This is a genomic window from Mesorhizobium sp. M1B.F.Ca.ET.045.04.1.1, assembly GCF_003952465.1.
GTDB lineage: Bacteria > Pseudomonadota > Alphaproteobacteria > Rhizobiales > Rhizobiaceae > Mesorhizobium > Mesorhizobium shonense.
The window spans coordinates 5,870,271-5,883,050 of the sequence record NZ_CP034448.1; the positions used below are offsets into that span (position 1 = coordinate 5,870,271).

Sequence of the window (12,780 nt, forward strand, 5' to 3'; positions counted from 1 at the left end):
TTGTCACCATAAAATCTGTTTGACATGATGATGTCAATATATTATGTATCGCTCATACCAGATTGACATCATATAACCAACTTACCGGAGACTGTCATGTCGCACAGGCGTCCCCTTGATCCCGCCTTCCCGATCGAACATCAGCTTGGCCTCGAAGCCGCCCCCCTCGTACTCGTGAATGTCTTCACGCTGGACAGGGCGGACGAACGGACTCTCCTCCAGGCCTGGCAGAATGATGCGAACTTTATGAAGCGGCAGCCGGGTTTCATCTCAACCCAGCTACACCGAGCGATCGGACAGAGCCCGACTTATCTGAACTATGCAGTCTGGGAATCGACTGCGGACTTCAGGGCCGCGTTCACGCATCCGGAGTTCATTGCAAAACTCTCGGCCTATCCATCCTCGGCAATGGCCATGCCGCATCTCTTCCAGAAGGTCGGAGTGCCGGGCATCTGCGTCGCCTAGAGGTCGACTAGAGAGGGCAAGCCATGACCAAGCTCATCCATCCGTTGGCCAGCACACTCGCGCTCCTCACGATCGCGACCTTTTGGCTCTCGACGGCACTCAGCGAGCTGTTTGCGTCCGAAGCAAGCGTTGTCGCGGTAAAGACGGCCATACCGTGGGGTTTCCTATTGCTGATCCCCATGTTGGCGGTGACGGGGGGCTCGGGCTTCGCCTTGGCGAAAGGTGTGCGAACCGGCGTGATCGGCAAGAAGTTGAAGCGAATGCCGTTCATTGCTGCGAACGGTCTGCTGGTTCTGATCCCGGCGGCGCTGTTCCTCGCCTCCAAGGCCAAGGCAGGAGAGTTCGATACGGCCTTCTACACGGTGCAGGCGCTCGAGCTGATAGCGGGCGCGACGAACATCACGCTGCTCGGTCTCAACATGCGTGACGGCATGAAGCTCACGCAGTGGCGGCGGAAAAGCTCTTCGCGACATCCACTGAGGTGATCGCTCGGGCTGGAGCCGGGAGCGAGGGCACATCACACGAGAAATGATCACGAAACATGCCGGCGAGATCGCGGCGCCGGTCTATTGCGTGGCCGGACTGCCCGCCTCCTCAAAGCAACCATTGCTCAAAGAGGCTGGGGTTAAATGCAAGGACACGTTCTTGTGTTATTGAAAGACCGATTTCGCCGCGGGCAGGCATAACCGGCCGAAAGGCGAGAAGCACAGCCGGCGGCGCGACCGGCGGAGTGCGTATCACAATTGCGCGAGCGCAATGGCATTTCGGAACGGCAGACGTTTTCCATTTGGGCACCTGGGGCTCAGAGCACAGGAGCAAATCATGCATGGAAAAATCATAGCTGGGCTCGCATTTGCGGCCTGCCTTGGAATTGCCCAGCCTTCCCTTGCCGCACCTGACTGGAAGGCGGTGGCGCACGCGCTCGGGAAATCCGGCACGGAGGCGTCAGGGGGCGTCTACCGGGTCGGGCTCCCCCGTTCGGACCTGAAAGTCACGCTTGACGGAGTGGAGCTCAAACCGGCCTTGGCGCTCGGCTCGTGGCTCGCATTCAAACCCATGGGCGATCACGACGTCATGGTGATGGGCGATCTTGTGTTGACCGTATCCGAGATCGGCCCGGTGATGACGAAACTGATCGAAAGCGGTATCGAGGTCACGGCGCTTCACAATCACCTGCAGAGGGCGCAGCCGGAGACGATGTACATGCACGTCCTGGGGCATGGCGACCCGGAAAAGTTGGCCACAGCGCTGCATTCGGCACTGCAGCAGAGCGCGACGCCGCTTTCAGACGCACCGGCGAGTGCCACCGCTGCTTCGAAGACAATCGATCTCGACACATCGACCATCGACCAGGCGCTTGGCCGCAAAGGCAAGGTCAATGGCGGGGTCTATCAGGTCAGCATCCCACGCGCGGAGTCTATCAAGGATGACGGTATGGAAGTGCCTGACGCAATGGGCTCCGCGATTGCCATCAACTTTCAGCCGACCGGGAGTGGCAAGGCCGCGATCGCCGGCGACTTCGTTCTGATCGCTTCCGAAGTGAATCCGGTGCTAAGAGCCTTGCGGGAGAGCGGGATAGAGGTGACGGCCGTGCACAACCATATGCTCGACGACGAACCCCGGCTGTTCTTCATGCATTTCTGGGCGAATGACGACGTTGGGAAGTTGGCCAAAGGGCTGAAGCTGGCGCTCGATCAAGTGCACCTCAAGACAGGTAGCTGACCCTTGACACAGTCCCTTCGAAATTCCGAAGGCAACTACGTTGGCCCGGGCGACGTCAAGGACCAGAGGAAAGGAGGCCGTGCTGCGGATATATACGCGGCGCGGGCCTTTCGTGATTTTGGCGATGGCTTTGCCGCGGTGCTCCTGCCGGTATACCTGGCAGCGATCGGGCTTGGCCCCTTGGAGATTGGCGTTGTCGCCACCGCCGCTCTCCTGGGTTCGGCGCTGTTGACGCTAGGCGTCGGGTTCCTTGCCGTGAGGGCAGACCGGCGCATCTTGCTTATGGCCGCATCCGGCCTGATGGTCGCAACAGGGCTGGCCTATACGCAGTCGAGCACCTACGCGCTTGTTCTGCTCGTGGCCTTCATCGGCACGATCAATCCTTCTTCTGGCAGCGTCAGCATCTTTGTTCCGCTGGAGCATGCCGTCCTGTCGCGTCTCGTCGCGGATGCGCACCGCACGAAGGCATTCGCGCGCTATAGCTTGCTGGGCGCACTGGCGGCATCCGTTGGCGCGCTCGCCGCAACCAGCCCAGACTTCCTAGTCACAACCGGCATGTCGCGTCTTACCGCGCTCAAGGCAATGTTCGTCCTTTATGCGGCTCTGGGCGTGGCCGGAGGACTTACCTATGCGCGCATTCCCACTGGTCCGAAAACCTCTCCTCAAGAAGAGCCCGCCGCGGCGCTTGGGCCGTCGCGTGTCATTGTCTACAAGCTCGCGGCCCTGTTCAGCATCGATGCATTCGCTGGTGGCTTTGCCGTGCAGTCGCTCATTGCTTTGTGGCTGTTCAGCAAGTTCGGCCTTTCGCTGTCGACGGCCGGGGTGTTCTTTTTCTGGTCGGGTGTTTTGTCGGCGGTTTCATTTCCAATTGCCGCATGGCTGTCGAGCCGCATCGGCCTCGTGAATACGATGGTGTTCACCCATATTCCGTCGAGTGTCTGCCTCATCGTGGCGGCCGTCATACCGAGCCGCGACGCGGCCCTCGCGTTTCTGCTCCTACGCTCGGCGCTGTCCCAGATGGACGTGCCGACACGCTCTTCCTACGTGATGGCTGTCGTCACGCCACCGGAGCGGCCTGCGGCGGCGAGCGTTACGTCGGTGCCGCGAAGCCTTGCAGCCGCTGCCAGCCCGGCGATCGCCGGCGCGCTCTTTGCTGCGGGGCTCGAAGCCTGGCCTCTCGTGATCTGCGGTATCCTCAAGATCCTCTACGACCTGGCATTGCTTTCGGCCTTCCGCCACATCAAGCCGCCTGAAGAAAGGTGAAGCTGCATCCAGTCGGGAAGACGATGCTGCGCCACCGCCGGGCAAATCTCGCACCGGAATTCAACCAGCGCCTTCCTCACCAGTGCGCATGCTCGTGGTGGTGGCCTTCCGGCTCGGCCATGGCAAAGGGCAGATCCTCGCTGTCGGGGCCGGCCGAAAGCTGCAGCCTGGCGCTGAACTCGTGCGGCTCGGCCGGGGCGACGAGGCTCTGCAGATAGTGATGGTCGCCGCCGACCGGCGACAGCGGCAGGCGCTCGACTGTACCGCCCGGCCGCTCGATGGCGACGTTCGCCTGCAGGCCCTCGGCATGACTAGACAGGCGCAGGCGCATGCGCTCGCCCTGCGGCGTGTCGATTATCTCCAGCAGCCCGCTCGCCAGCTTGCCCGATACCAGGAACGGGTCGGGTGCATCATGGTTGGCACCTTCGGCCTGCGGCTCGGTGAAGCGGACCGTCGCGACGTCGAGCGCGGGAATGTGGGCAAAGAGCTCGGCTTTCAGCGATGCGGCGATGTTGTTCGCGGCGGCGAGCAGCAGCCCGTCATTGACCGCGATCGCCACGTCGACATGCAGCTTGTGGCCGAGCCAGCGAGCCTTCGCCTCGGCCACCTTCTCGATGCCCACGACATGTTCGGCAGCGTGATGGATCTCGTCGACCAATCCGGGCTCCACCCCGTCGAGCATGCGGGTCAGCACAGACCGCGCCGACTGCCAGACGATACCGAAGATGGCGACGGTGATGACGAGGCCGATGATCGGGTCCGCCAGCGGAAAGCCGAGCCAGACGCCGATCGCGCCCACGACGACGGCGAGGCTGGTCAATCCGTCGGTGCGGGCGTGATAGCCGTCGGCGATCAATGCGGCGCTGTTGATCTCGCGTCCGACGCGGATGCGAAACACCGCCACCGCCTCGTTGCCGAGGAAGCCGATGACGCCGGCAGCCGCGAGCCAGCCGAGGAACCGCACCGGCCGGGGATTGAGCAGGCGGTCTATCGCCTCATATCCGGCGACCAGCGCGCTCGCCAGGATGATGAGCACGATGACGATGCCGGCCAAGTCCTCCACCCGGCCCAGGCCGTAGGTAAAGGTCCGGGTCGGCTTGCGGCGCGCCAGCACGAAGGCGATCCAAAGCGGTATGGCGGTGGTCGCGTCGGCGACATTGTGGATGGTGTCGGCAAGCAGCGCCACGCTGCCGGAAAACACGACGACGACGATTTGCAAGGCGGCCGTGACCGCCAGGATGACGAACGACCATTTGATCGCCCAGATGCCGCGATCGGTCGTCGCGATCGTGGTGTCGATCACGCCGTGAGTGTGGCCGTGCGGGCCATGATGATCATGGCTGTGCCCGCCATGGTCATGACCATGCGCCCCGAACCCGAACCAGTCCAGAATTCTTGCCCACATGGCGGCCTCACAGATATTTTGTGAGCTGCTTCAGCTCCTTGAGCGTGTCCCTGGTGGGCTCGCCGCCTTCGACCAGGCAATGCTCCATGTGGTCGTGGATCAGTTCGCGTTTGGCATTGCCGACCGCGCTTTCGACGGCATGAAGCTGCTGCGCGAGGTCGAGGCAGGAGCGCCCCTGCTCGAACATGGCGAGCACGGCGGCCAGATGGCCATGCGCGCGCTTGAGCCGGGCGATGATATCGGGATGAGAGCTGTGTATCGTCATGCCGCTATCCTATCCCCCAGGGTAGGATAATTCAATGGACCACCAGAGCCGCTGCCGACGCCTGATGGATTTGACCGCGGATCTCGAGCGTCTGTTAGATATCGCTTGTGAACAACTCGGAACCATGCCGTCGCGCACGCCTTTCTTCTGGCAGGAGGAATTTTCCGATGTCAGACAATGAAAGCTCACGCGATGCCGCTGACCACCTCTCGATCGGCGAGGATTTCGACGTCGCCCATTTCGCGAGGAAGTTCCAGCTTACGATCCCTGAAGCTCGGCAACTCTTTGCGAAATACGACAATGATCGCGCGGTGCTGGAGCGGGAAGCCCATGCGCTTGGTTCGCGCTCGAACGGCGACGACACGACGGACTAAGCGCCTCTCGCTTTGCTGCCCGCGAAGTGCTGCGAATGGGAGATGACGCTGCTCATTCAAAGGGCCGAGCATCGCCGGCATCGACAGCTGGAACCCGAGAAGACTGAAAAGCTGCGGACTTCAATGCCGCTTGAAGTACTGAACCTCGCGTTCGTGCTTCTCGGCCGCCTCGCGCGACTTGAAGGTGCCGAGGTTCCGGCGCTTGCCGGTCCTGGGGTCGACTTTGCGCGAATAGAGGCGGTATTCGCCGGATTTCAGCTTGCGGATCATGGCGGCCTCCTGTGCGATTTCATAGCTCTAACCCGCTGGAGCCGTCCGGGTTCCGGCAGGCCGAACGTGATCCATTTCACGGAAGCGCCGGGCCGAATGTCGGAATCGACGTGTCAGCGACATAATTCGGTCGGATTATTTGTACTCAAATGACTTCCGTGACGTTAGGGTAGCGTCGCGAGCATGCGGAGGAGGGTGAGATGGTGACGGCGAAGCTTCACGGCGTTGAACTCGTCAAGGGCCAGAAGTGGACGGTGCGCGTCACCGCCTACGGCACCACGCTGACCTTCCCCTTCGAAGCCGAGCAATATGCGCGCTCCTACGCCGACGGCCAGGCCTTCCGCCTCGGCGTCGAGGTGGTCGAGCTGAAGGACTGCGCGTAGAGGTCAAACGTCAAATTCCGACAAGCCGAAACGAACCACCATACAAGTAGTTCAGCCGTTGCCGTCCTTCTCGGTCAGGGCACGAACTTTCGTGGGCGTCATGCCGTAGCGCAGCCGGAACTGCCGGTAGAAGGTGGATGGCTCGGTAAAGCCGACCTCAAAAGCGATGTCGGCGATGCGCCGCAGCAACTGCCGGCGATCGGTCAGGCAGCTATGGACGTAGGCGAGCCGCTCCCCGTTGACATAGTCGGAAAAGCTTGTGCCTTCCTCGGCAAATAGCTGGCGGACATAGCGCTCGCTGATGCGGAATTTGCGCGATATCTGCCCGGCGTTGAGCCCGGCATCGGTGAGATTTTGGGCGATGTGCTGCTTGATGCCCGCAAGCCTTGCTGCGCGGACGCCGGGGGGATGCGTATAGGCCTCCATGCCACCGAAGGAGACGGCGAGCAGATCGGTGATATGGCGGGAAGCGAGGGGCGCGAGCGTCTCGGGCCCCTCCATGTGCAGGAGTGACCAGAGGTAATCGAAGAGCAACCGGTGTGCCGGGAGCGTGCGGCCGAGACTGTCGGGACGCACATCGTCGAGATTCTTCACCAGCGGGGCCAGCAGCGAGCGCTTGAACTGAAGCGCTACGGTCCATTGCGAATCCTCGCTGGCGACTGAGTAGCGGCGGTCCATCGGCAAGATGGCGGCGGTGCCGGGTTCGGTGCTGAAGTCGCCGCGCCCAGGCATGGTGAAGCGATAGCCGCCCTTATTCCAGGACAGGATGATATCGTCATTGCCGTCGGCCATCAGTCCGCTATTGCGCTCCCAGACCATGGGAGAGACGGAACCTTTGCTGAGGCTCATCTCGGGCAGAATCAGGGTACGGGCCGAGAATCTGAGAGGCGCGTCGAGATGCGGCGTGATGTCCAACCGCATCTGTATCCGACCGTAGAAATCGCGGATGAACTCGTCGCGGTGATGCTCGGGAATGTCGTCGGTCGAGAATGTGGCCACCCGATCAGCGCTCGACATCATACCCCCCCGTCAGAGACCGCCTGGAACCGGAAGGTGTCGGGCTGCAAACGGCGTTTCGCTACGTTTCGGTGCTCGAGAAACATCGTTTTCCACTTCGGTCCGATCCGATTCCAAGTGGCCTCGCATCTTTCTGAACGTGAGTTAAGTGTGACAAAGTTGCAAGACTGAAATTCCGGAACAAGAACTGTTCCGTTATTGCAATTGTGACTTCCGTATCCGCCATACGCACCCGGATTTTCTCTGCTAGCGGTGCATCGAAGGGGCGGTGATCGGTTTTCATGTCCGGCGCAGACGGACATGTCTTCGCAAGCTAACCGACGGTCCCTGAGGCCCGCTCATGCATGAGCGGGAAGAAATGCGGACGCGATTTTAATTGGCAATGCAGCGAGGAAAGTTCCGATGAAGATTGTACCTAGGTCCATGGCCGCCATGGCGATCGTTCTTGCCGCCGGCAGGGCGTTCGCGGCCGATCCGATCGCCCTGGAAGCGGCCCCGGCGCCACCGCCGGCGGAGGAGAGCTTCAGCTGGACGGGGCCCTATTTCGGTGGGTTCGGTTCGTTTGCCGTGGGTGACATGAAACTCGATTCGCGGCAGATCTTTGCCGACGGGAATCCGCCGCCGATCAACGGCGCCTTCGAGATTTCCGCGAGCGGTTTCCTCGGCGGCGTCCAGGCCGGCTATGATTGGCAGTTTGCCGACCGCTGGGTGATCGGTGCGGTGGCAGACATTGCCGCATCCAGTTACGGCGCTTCGGTTACGGCCTCGGTGGACGGCACCGAGATCTTCAATGGCGAGGTGGACGTCAAATATCTTGGCACCGTGCGCGCGCGACTGGGGCGGGCTTGGGACCGCACGCTCCTCTACGGCCACGGCGGTTTTGCCTTCGGCAAAACGGAGCAGACGCTGACCGTTGGCGGCACGACTGTTTTCAACGAGGAGCAGACACGAGCCGGCTGGACCGCCGGCGCAGGCATCGAGCATGCCATTACCGATCACCTCTCCTTCGGCACCGAATATGCCTATGTGGACCTGGGCTCGAAGCAGATACTCGACAATGGCGAAGGGCTGACAATCAAAGACGATGTGGCTTTCCACACGCTGAAGGCCTTCGTGAATTTCCGTTTCTAAAGCGCGTCGCGTTGAGACGGATTCAGGCGAGGCGCTGGACCTTTGTTTTGATGCATGTCGTTGTCCCAGAACCGCTGCACACTTCTGGGCGACATGCATTAGCGTAACGCCAGGGAAAAGTGCGCGGCGGTTTTCCGTCCGGAATTGCGTAAAGACAAATGCTCAGGACGGGTCGGCGATTCCATCGAACGCCGAACCGCTCTGACGCTCACCGGCGCACGAGCGCAACCAGACAAACACAGAGCCCCAGATTTAGGGTCGCGGCCAGCGCGAGCGTCGTCAGCACGAGGTTGCCGCCGCCGGCGCCCAGAAGCAGCGCGCCGATCGACGGAGCCGCCGCCTGGACGATGAGGCTCGGCGTCGCGAGCTTGCCCATCAGCGCGGCGTATCGTTGCGGATCGAACAGCACGAGCGGCAGGGCGCCGCGCGCGATGGTGTGGATGCCGTTGCCGGCGCCGTAGAGGATCAATGCCAGGGCGATGGCGCTCCGGCTTGCAAGCAGCAGCCAGACGCCGGTCGCGAGCAACGATACGGATGCCAGCATCGTCCAGATCGGATGATGCCGGTTGCGGCCGATCAGCATTTCGGCCGCGCGCGCGCCGACCTGCGATGGCCCGACCAGGGCGCCAAGCCCGACCGCGACCGCAAGGCTCACCCCGCGCAGTTGCAGGAGAGTGAGCAGATGGACGGAAAGCATGGACGCGATCAGCGCGGCCACTGTCTGGATGGAGGCAAGCAGGATGAAGCGCGTCCTCTCCCGCCCTGTGGCCGACGCCTGCCTCAACTCGATTCTTGCCGGCGCAGGCGCCGCGGCTGGAGGCAAAGGTGAAGCGGCAGGCAGATCAAAAGGTGGATCGCAGCGTAGCAAACGCACGTGAAGCGCCATCCTTCATGCTGGACGAGGAAGGCGCTGAGCGGCCAGCAAATCGTGCTGGCGAAGCCGCCGAAAAGCGTCAGGTTGGTGATCGCGCCGCGGGCCCCCAGTCCATAGAGGCGGCCGAGCGTGGCGAAGCCGGCATCGTAGAGGCCGCTCGACATGCCCAACCCCATCAGCAGCCAGGCAAGCAGGTAAAGCGGATAGATGTTGGCCGCCGCTAACAGCAGGTGGGCGGCGGCCAGCAGCAGCGAACTCGCGGCAAGCACCGGCCGGCCGCCGTGACGCTGGATCAGCCGCCCGGTGATCGGCGACACCAGCCCGGCAAGCAGGAGGCCGCAGGAGAGCCCGGCAACGACCGAGGCCAGCGACCAGCCCGTGTCGGCGGCGATCGGCGCGGCAAGCACGGCAGGCAGATAGTAGGACGATCCCCAGGCGAGGATTTGCGTGACGCCAAGCGCCGAGACGAGGACGTGGCGATTGCGGGCGACGGGTGCCGCGGCTTCCATTCAGGCCCGCCCCGGCACGTAGACGACCTTCTCGCCGTCTTCCTTGACGAACTCCGCCACCGGATGGTCGAGCAGCGGCAGCACCGCCTCCGACGGCCGGCAGAGCCTGGTGCCTTTCGGCGTCTCGACGATCGGCCGGTTGATGAGGATCGGGTGGGCGAGCATGAAGTCGACCAGCTCGCCGTCGTTCCATTTCGGGTTGCCAAGCCCAAGCTCGGCATAGGCCGTTTCTTTCTGCCTCAGCAGCTCGCGCGGAGTGATGCCCATTGCCGCGATCAACTCGAGTAGCCGCTCGCGGCTTGGCGGCGTCTTCAGATATTCGATCACCACCGGCTCCTCGCCGCTGGCGCGGATCATGGCGAGCGTGTTGCGCGAGGTGCCGCAGGCGGGGTTGTGATAGATCGTGACCGTCATGGCTTGCCTTTGAATGGCTGGGCTTTCAATGCTTGGGATTGCTTGATGGTTTCGGGCCGCAACAGCCAGCCCATCAGCGCCAGCGCGATCAAGGCGCCGAGCAGTTCGGCGACAATGAAGCCCGGCAGATCGGCCGGCCTGATGCCGGAAAACGTGTCGGTGAGCGAACGCGCCACCGCGACTGCCGGATTGGCGAAGGAGGTGGAGGCGGTGAACCAGTAGGCGGCGGTGATGTAGAGGCCGACCAGCCACGGTACGGCGCGCCGCTCGAAGCGAAGGCCGGCGAGGATGACGGCGACCAGCCCGAATGTCGCGACAGCCTCGGAGAACCATTGCGCGGGTCCGGCACGCAGCTTCGTCGCGACCTCCAGCACCGGGAGCGCGAACATGAGATGCGCGGCAATCGTGCCGGCGATGCCGCCGGCGAACTGCGCGGAGAGATAGGCCGGCAGATCGCGGGCCGGCAGCGCCCGGTTGAGACAGAAGACCAGCGAGACGGCCGGATTGAAATGCGCGCCGGAGATCGGCCCCAGCATGGTGATCAGCACCACCAGCATGGCGCCGGTTGCGAGCGTGTTGCCGAGTAGCGCCAGCGCCACATCATGCGTCAGCGTCTCGGCCATGATGCCGGAGCCGACCACTGTTGCGACTAGGAGACCGGTGCCCAGGGTTTCGGCGACGGCCCGCCGCGGCAGATCGTAAGAGGTCATTGCCGGGTCCCCTCACCAGGCCGGCAGCAGGGCGCGGCAAGCGCCGGCACGCAGATTTCCGGACGGCCAGAGCAGCAATCCTCCATCAGGAACCGGATCAGGCCGGAAAGCGCATCATACTCCGCACTGTAGACGATCGAGCGCGCGTCGCGCCGCGCGCGCACGAGGCCGGCGCGCTCCAGCTCTTTGAGATGGAAGCTGACATTGGACGGCGAGACCTCGACCTGTTCGGCGAGCGAACCGGCGGCGATGCCGTCCGGTCCGGCAACCACCAGCAATCGCAGCAGCCGCAGCCGTGTCTCCTGCGACAGCGCGCCAAAGGCAATCAGGGCTTGACGTTCATCCACGTTTCAATAATCCTTGAAATGTTGAAATGAGGAATAGCCGACATGCTCTCTCCTGACAACCGGAAAATCACCCCTGCCCTCGCCATCGACCCGTCGGATCTCACCATCGGCGATCTGCTCGGCGCGCTGGCCGCCTACCAAGACAAACCGCTGGTGTTCCGCTATGGCGACCGGCCGGTAAAGCCGGGCTATCATGTGACCGAGGTCAAGGCCGGGCAATTCTCGGCGCTGGATTGCGGTGCCAACCCGGAATCCTGGCCGGAAATCTTCGTGCAGCTGTGGGACGTCGACGAAGGCGGTCCGGTCCACATGCCGGCCGGCAGGTTCACAGCGATCATCCGCAAGGTCGCCGATCACGTGCCTCTCGATCAGTCGGCTAGGCTGACCTTCGAAATCAGCGACGGCATCCGGCCGATGGAGTTGCACCGGGCAAGCCAACCGGCATTGGTTGGCGGCGCCGTCGAGGTCGAGCTGTCGCCACGACCGGCAAGCTGCAAGCCTCGCGATCGCTGGCTGGAAGAACAGAAGGCGGCGAGCGCATCATGTTGCTCGCCCGCGAGCGGCAAGGCTTGTTGCAGCTGAGCGGTTGGTCGGCGCGGGCCGAATCGTCCCCGACCTATCTGCCCGTGCTCCGATAGCGGTGCACCTGTACCCCGCTCCCGTTTGTCCCATGCCAAGGTTCGCAGGCAATGCCGTCATGGTCGGCATCATGCGTCGGCCAATAGCCGGGCTGCCCGGCGCGCGACGGCGCGAGACCGACCAATCGGGCGGTGGCGCAGTTGGGAAAGGCAGCAACATGCCGCAGCGCCGACCAAGGCGACGCGAAATGGATGCCGATCGAGCCATAGACGATGTAGCCGGACAGAAGGATGATCGGTGCAAGCAAGGCCACCCATCTCCATCCGCCCAACGGGCGGCGCTGATTGGCCGAAGACCAATAGAAAAACGGCAGGAACATCCGCCACCCCGGCCGATAGCGCCCCAATTAAATTAGCGGTCCCTTGTATTTCTTGCAAATGAGGATCATGCTCAGGTCAGTGTGTGGCAACCTGATGCGCAATGGGTGGGTATAAAAAGGGTAAGGCGTCATGGGATATGCGGTCTGCTATGATCACAGTGGGATCGATCTGGTTTGGTCGATCTTCCTCGACATCACGGCGTTTTTCATGGTCATGGCGCCACTGGCCGTTGCGCGGCTGATAGCGCGTGCGAATGGCACAACGCAACTTCAAGCCGCGTAGAGGCTTGGAGATCCGTTTCTAGCCCGGGCGCGGGACCTTCCGGGGGGCTTCGCCGAACAATGCCGAGCAGTCGATCTCGTCGCGGAAAAGCGCGTTCGGATCGAGGACCAGCCACGACGTGTGCGTGCGAAGGCTCCTCAGCCTGGCGTTCTTTTCCGCGCGCGCCTGACGCTCCGCCTCGGCGAGCGAGGCCGGGGACGCCTTTTCGGCCCTGTTAGGGTGAGAGCCCTTCGACATAGCGACACAAAACGCGGCGGCCCTCTCTTGCGTTCCGTCGCAAGTGGAGCGGTCGATGCATCACGGCCGGCTCATTCTTTTTTCAATCGCGCCGACGATGCGTGCCGGGCGACCGAACGCCGACAAGGAACTTTCCATCGGCCGAAACAGTTC

General features: G+C 62.7%; 20 protein-coding genes. 10 read left to right on the forward strand and 10 right to left on the reverse strand.

Going from position 1 to position 12,780, the window contains the following annotated elements; all coding sequences use genetic code 11:
- Positions 1 to 96 precede the first annotated feature (96 nt).
- The 4 genes from EJ071_RS29155 to EJ071_RS29170 all read left to right on the forward strand — a co-directional run bounded on the left by EJ071_RS29155 (position 97) and on the right by EJ071_RS29170 (position 3,450).
- On the forward strand, positions 97 to 465 hold the full coding sequence (locus EJ071_RS29155) for an antibiotic biosynthesis monooxygenase family protein (protein WP_126100945.1): 369 nt from the start codon (positions 97 to 99) through the stop codon (positions 463 to 465).
- 23 nt (positions 466 to 488) lie between these two features.
- Positions 489 to 950 (forward strand): hypothetical protein, encoded by a 462-nt coding sequence (locus tag EJ071_RS29160; protein WP_126100946.1) that lies wholly within the window; start codon positions 489 to 491, stop codon positions 948 to 950.
- Positions 951 to 1,287: 337 nt separating this feature from the next.
- Positions 1,288 to 2,187: a DUF1259 domain-containing protein gene (locus EJ071_RS29165; RefSeq protein ID WP_126100947.1), complete on the forward strand. Its 900-nt coding sequence runs from the start codon at positions 1,288 to 1,290 to the stop codon at positions 2,185 to 2,187.
- 90 nt (positions 2,188 to 2,277) lie between these two features.
- Positions 2,278 to 3,450 (forward strand): MFS transporter, encoded by a 1,173-nt coding sequence (locus EJ071_RS29170; RefSeq protein ID WP_126102766.1) that lies wholly within the window; start codon positions 2,278 to 2,280, stop codon positions 3,448 to 3,450.
- Between the two features lie 76 nt (positions 3,451 to 3,526).
- Here the strand turns inward: EJ071_RS29170 and EJ071_RS29175 are convergent, their stop codons facing one another.
- Complete coding sequence (locus tag EJ071_RS29175) at positions 3,527 to 4,855, reverse strand: cation diffusion facilitator family transporter (protein WP_126100948.1); 1,329 nt, start codon at positions 4,853 to 4,855, stop codon at positions 3,527 to 3,529.
- A gap of 7 nt (positions 4,856 to 4,862) precedes the next feature.
- Entirely contained in the window at positions 4,863 to 5,120 is a 258-nt protein-coding gene (locus EJ071_RS29180) for a metal-sensing transcriptional repressor (protein ID WP_071036188.1), read from the reverse strand.
- A gap of 34 nt (positions 5,121 to 5,154) precedes the next feature.
- Between EJ071_RS29180 and EJ071_RS38770 the strand changes: the two genes are divergently transcribed.
- Positions 5,155 to 5,301, forward strand: coding sequence for a hypothetical protein (locus EJ071_RS38770; RefSeq protein WP_189521271.1), 147 nt, complete (start codon positions 5,155 to 5,157; stop codon positions 5,299 to 5,301).
- On the forward strand, positions 5,288 to 5,494 hold the full coding sequence (locus EJ071_RS29185) for a DUF3606 domain-containing protein (protein WP_126100949.1): 207 nt from the start codon (positions 5,288 to 5,290) through the stop codon (positions 5,492 to 5,494). The genes EJ071_RS38770 and EJ071_RS29185 overlap by 14 nt, the downstream gene beginning before the upstream one ends.
- A 120-nt stretch (positions 5,495 to 5,614) precedes the next feature.
- On the opposite strand, the gene EJ071_RS29190 is transcribed toward EJ071_RS29185, so the two are convergent.
- Positions 5,615 to 5,764, reverse strand: coding sequence for a hypothetical protein (locus EJ071_RS29190; protein ID WP_095770090.1), 150 nt, complete (start codon positions 5,762 to 5,764; stop codon positions 5,615 to 5,617).
- Positions 5,765 to 5,964: 200 nt separating this feature from the next.
- On the opposite strand from EJ071_RS29190, the gene EJ071_RS29195 reads away from it, so the two are divergent.
- The gene (locus EJ071_RS29195) at positions 5,965 to 6,147 is read left to right on the forward strand and encodes a hypothetical protein (protein WP_210324999.1); all 183 of its coding nucleotides are present in this window, start codon (positions 5,965 to 5,967) and stop codon (positions 6,145 to 6,147) included.
- Positions 6,148 to 6,198: 51 nt separating this feature from the next.
- Here the strand turns inward: EJ071_RS29195 and EJ071_RS29200 are convergent, their stop codons facing one another.
- Entirely contained in the window at positions 6,199 to 7,062 is an 864-nt protein-coding gene (locus tag EJ071_RS29200) for an AraC family transcriptional regulator (protein WP_189521273.1), read from the reverse strand.
- Between the two features lie 525 nt (positions 7,063 to 7,587).
- On the opposite strand from EJ071_RS29200, the gene EJ071_RS29205 reads away from it, so the two are divergent.
- On the forward strand, positions 7,588 to 8,295 hold the full coding sequence (locus tag EJ071_RS29205) for an outer membrane beta-barrel protein (protein WP_245460011.1): 708 nt from the start codon (positions 7,588 to 7,590) through the stop codon (positions 8,293 to 8,295).
- Positions 8,296 to 8,503: 208 nt separating this feature from the next.
- Here the strand turns inward: EJ071_RS29205 and EJ071_RS39685 are convergent, their stop codons facing one another.
- The 5 genes from EJ071_RS39685 to EJ071_RS29225 all read right to left on the reverse strand — a co-directional run bounded on the left by EJ071_RS39685 (position 8,504) and on the right by EJ071_RS29225 (position 11,149).
- Complete coding sequence (locus tag EJ071_RS39685; RefSeq protein WP_245460012.1) at positions 8,504 to 9,013, reverse strand: hypothetical protein; 510 nt, start codon at positions 9,011 to 9,013, stop codon at positions 8,504 to 8,506.
- A 62-nt stretch (positions 9,014 to 9,075) separates the two neighbouring features.
- Positions 9,076 to 9,678 (reverse strand): MFS transporter, encoded by a 603-nt coding sequence (locus EJ071_RS39690; RefSeq protein WP_245460013.1) that lies wholly within the window; start codon positions 9,676 to 9,678, stop codon positions 9,076 to 9,078.
- On the reverse strand, positions 9,679 to 10,092 hold the full coding sequence (gene arsC, locus EJ071_RS29215; protein WP_126100952.1) for an arsenate reductase (glutaredoxin): 414 nt from the start codon (positions 10,090 to 10,092) through the stop codon (positions 9,679 to 9,681).
- Positions 10,089 to 10,802, reverse strand: a complete 714-nt coding sequence (locus EJ071_RS29220) for an MIP/aquaporin family protein (RefSeq protein ID WP_126100953.1) — start codon at positions 10,800 to 10,802, stop codon at positions 10,089 to 10,091. Before EJ071_RS29220 ends, arsC begins: the two co-directional genes overlap by 4 nt.
- Positions 10,799 to 11,149, reverse strand: coding sequence for a metalloregulator ArsR/SmtB family transcription factor (locus EJ071_RS29225; protein WP_126100954.1), 351 nt, complete (start codon positions 11,147 to 11,149; stop codon positions 10,799 to 10,801). Before EJ071_RS29225 ends, EJ071_RS29220 begins: the two co-directional genes overlap by 4 nt.
- A 42-nt stretch (positions 11,150 to 11,191) precedes the next feature.
- Between EJ071_RS29225 and EJ071_RS29230 the strand changes: the two genes are divergently transcribed.
- A complete protein-coding gene (locus tag EJ071_RS29230; RefSeq protein WP_126100955.1) occupies positions 11,192 to 11,731 on the forward strand; it encodes a DUF6428 family protein in 540 nt (179 codons plus the stop codon).
- 34 nt (positions 11,732 to 11,765) lie between these two features.
- On the opposite strand, the gene EJ071_RS29235 is transcribed toward EJ071_RS29230, so the two are convergent.
- Positions 11,766 to 12,035 carry an excalibur calcium-binding domain-containing protein gene (locus EJ071_RS29235; RefSeq protein WP_245460014.1) on the reverse strand — a complete coding sequence of 90 codons (270 nt, stop codon included), beginning with the start codon at positions 12,033 to 12,035 and terminating at the stop codon, positions 11,766 to 11,768.
- A gap of 202 nt (positions 12,036 to 12,237) precedes the next feature.
- On the opposite strand from EJ071_RS29235, the gene EJ071_RS38775 reads away from it, so the two are divergent.
- The gene (locus tag EJ071_RS38775; RefSeq protein ID WP_189521274.1) at positions 12,238 to 12,390 is read left to right on the forward strand and encodes a hypothetical protein; all 153 of its coding nucleotides are present in this window, start codon (positions 12,238 to 12,240) and stop codon (positions 12,388 to 12,390) included.
- Positions 12,391 to 12,780 lie beyond the last annotated feature (390 nt).

Bases quoted from the DNA above. Each gene is read 5' to 3' on its own strand.
- EJ071_RS29155 (WP_126100945.1), top strand. From the start codon at position 97: ATGTCGCACAGGCGTCCCCTTGATCCCGCCTTCCCGATCGAACATCAG.
- EJ071_RS29160 (WP_126100946.1), top strand. From the start codon at position 489: ATGACCAAGCTCATCCATCCGTTGGCCAGCACACTCGCGCTCCTCACG.
- EJ071_RS29165 (WP_126100947.1), top strand. From the start codon at position 1,288: ATGCATGGAAAAATCATAGCTGGGCTCGCATTTGCGGCCTGCCTTGGA.
- EJ071_RS29175 (WP_126100948.1), bottom strand. From the start codon at position 4,855: ATGTGGGCAAGAATTCTGGACTGGTTCGGGTTCGGGGCGCATGGTCAT.
- EJ071_RS29180 (WP_071036188.1), bottom strand. From the start codon at position 5,120: ATGACGATACACAGCTCTCATCCCGATATCATCGCCCGGCTCAAGCGC.
- EJ071_RS38770 (WP_189521271.1), top strand. From the start codon at position 5,155: ATGGACCACCAGAGCCGCTGCCGACGCCTGATGGATTTGACCGCGGAT.
- EJ071_RS29185 (WP_126100949.1), top strand. From the start codon at position 5,288: ATGTCAGACAATGAAAGCTCACGCGATGCCGCTGACCACCTCTCGATC.
- EJ071_RS29190 (WP_095770090.1), bottom strand. From the start codon at position 5,764: ATGATCCGCAAGCTGAAATCCGGCGAATACCGCCTCTATTCGCGCAAA.
- EJ071_RS29195 (WP_210324999.1), top strand. From the start codon at position 5,965: ATGGTGACGGCGAAGCTTCACGGCGTTGAACTCGTCAAGGGCCAGAAG.
- EJ071_RS29205 (WP_245460011.1), top strand. From the start codon at position 7,588: ATGGCCGCCATGGCGATCGTTCTTGCCGCCGGCAGGGCGTTCGCGGCC.
- EJ071_RS39690 (WP_245460013.1), bottom strand. From the start codon at position 9,678: ATGGAAGCCGCGGCACCCGTCGCCCGCAATCGCCACGTCCTCGTCTCG.
- arsC (WP_126100952.1), bottom strand. From the start codon at position 10,092: ATGACGGTCACGATCTATCACAACCCCGCCTGCGGCACCTCGCGCAAC.
- EJ071_RS29220 (WP_126100953.1), bottom strand. From the start codon at position 10,802: ATGACCTCTTACGATCTGCCGCGGCGGGCCGTCGCCGAAACCCTGGGC.
- EJ071_RS29230 (WP_126100955.1), top strand. From the start codon at position 11,192: ATGCTCTCTCCTGACAACCGGAAAATCACCCCTGCCCTCGCCATCGAC.
- EJ071_RS38775 (WP_189521274.1), top strand. From the start codon at position 12,238: ATGGGATATGCGGTCTGCTATGATCACAGTGGGATCGATCTGGTTTGG.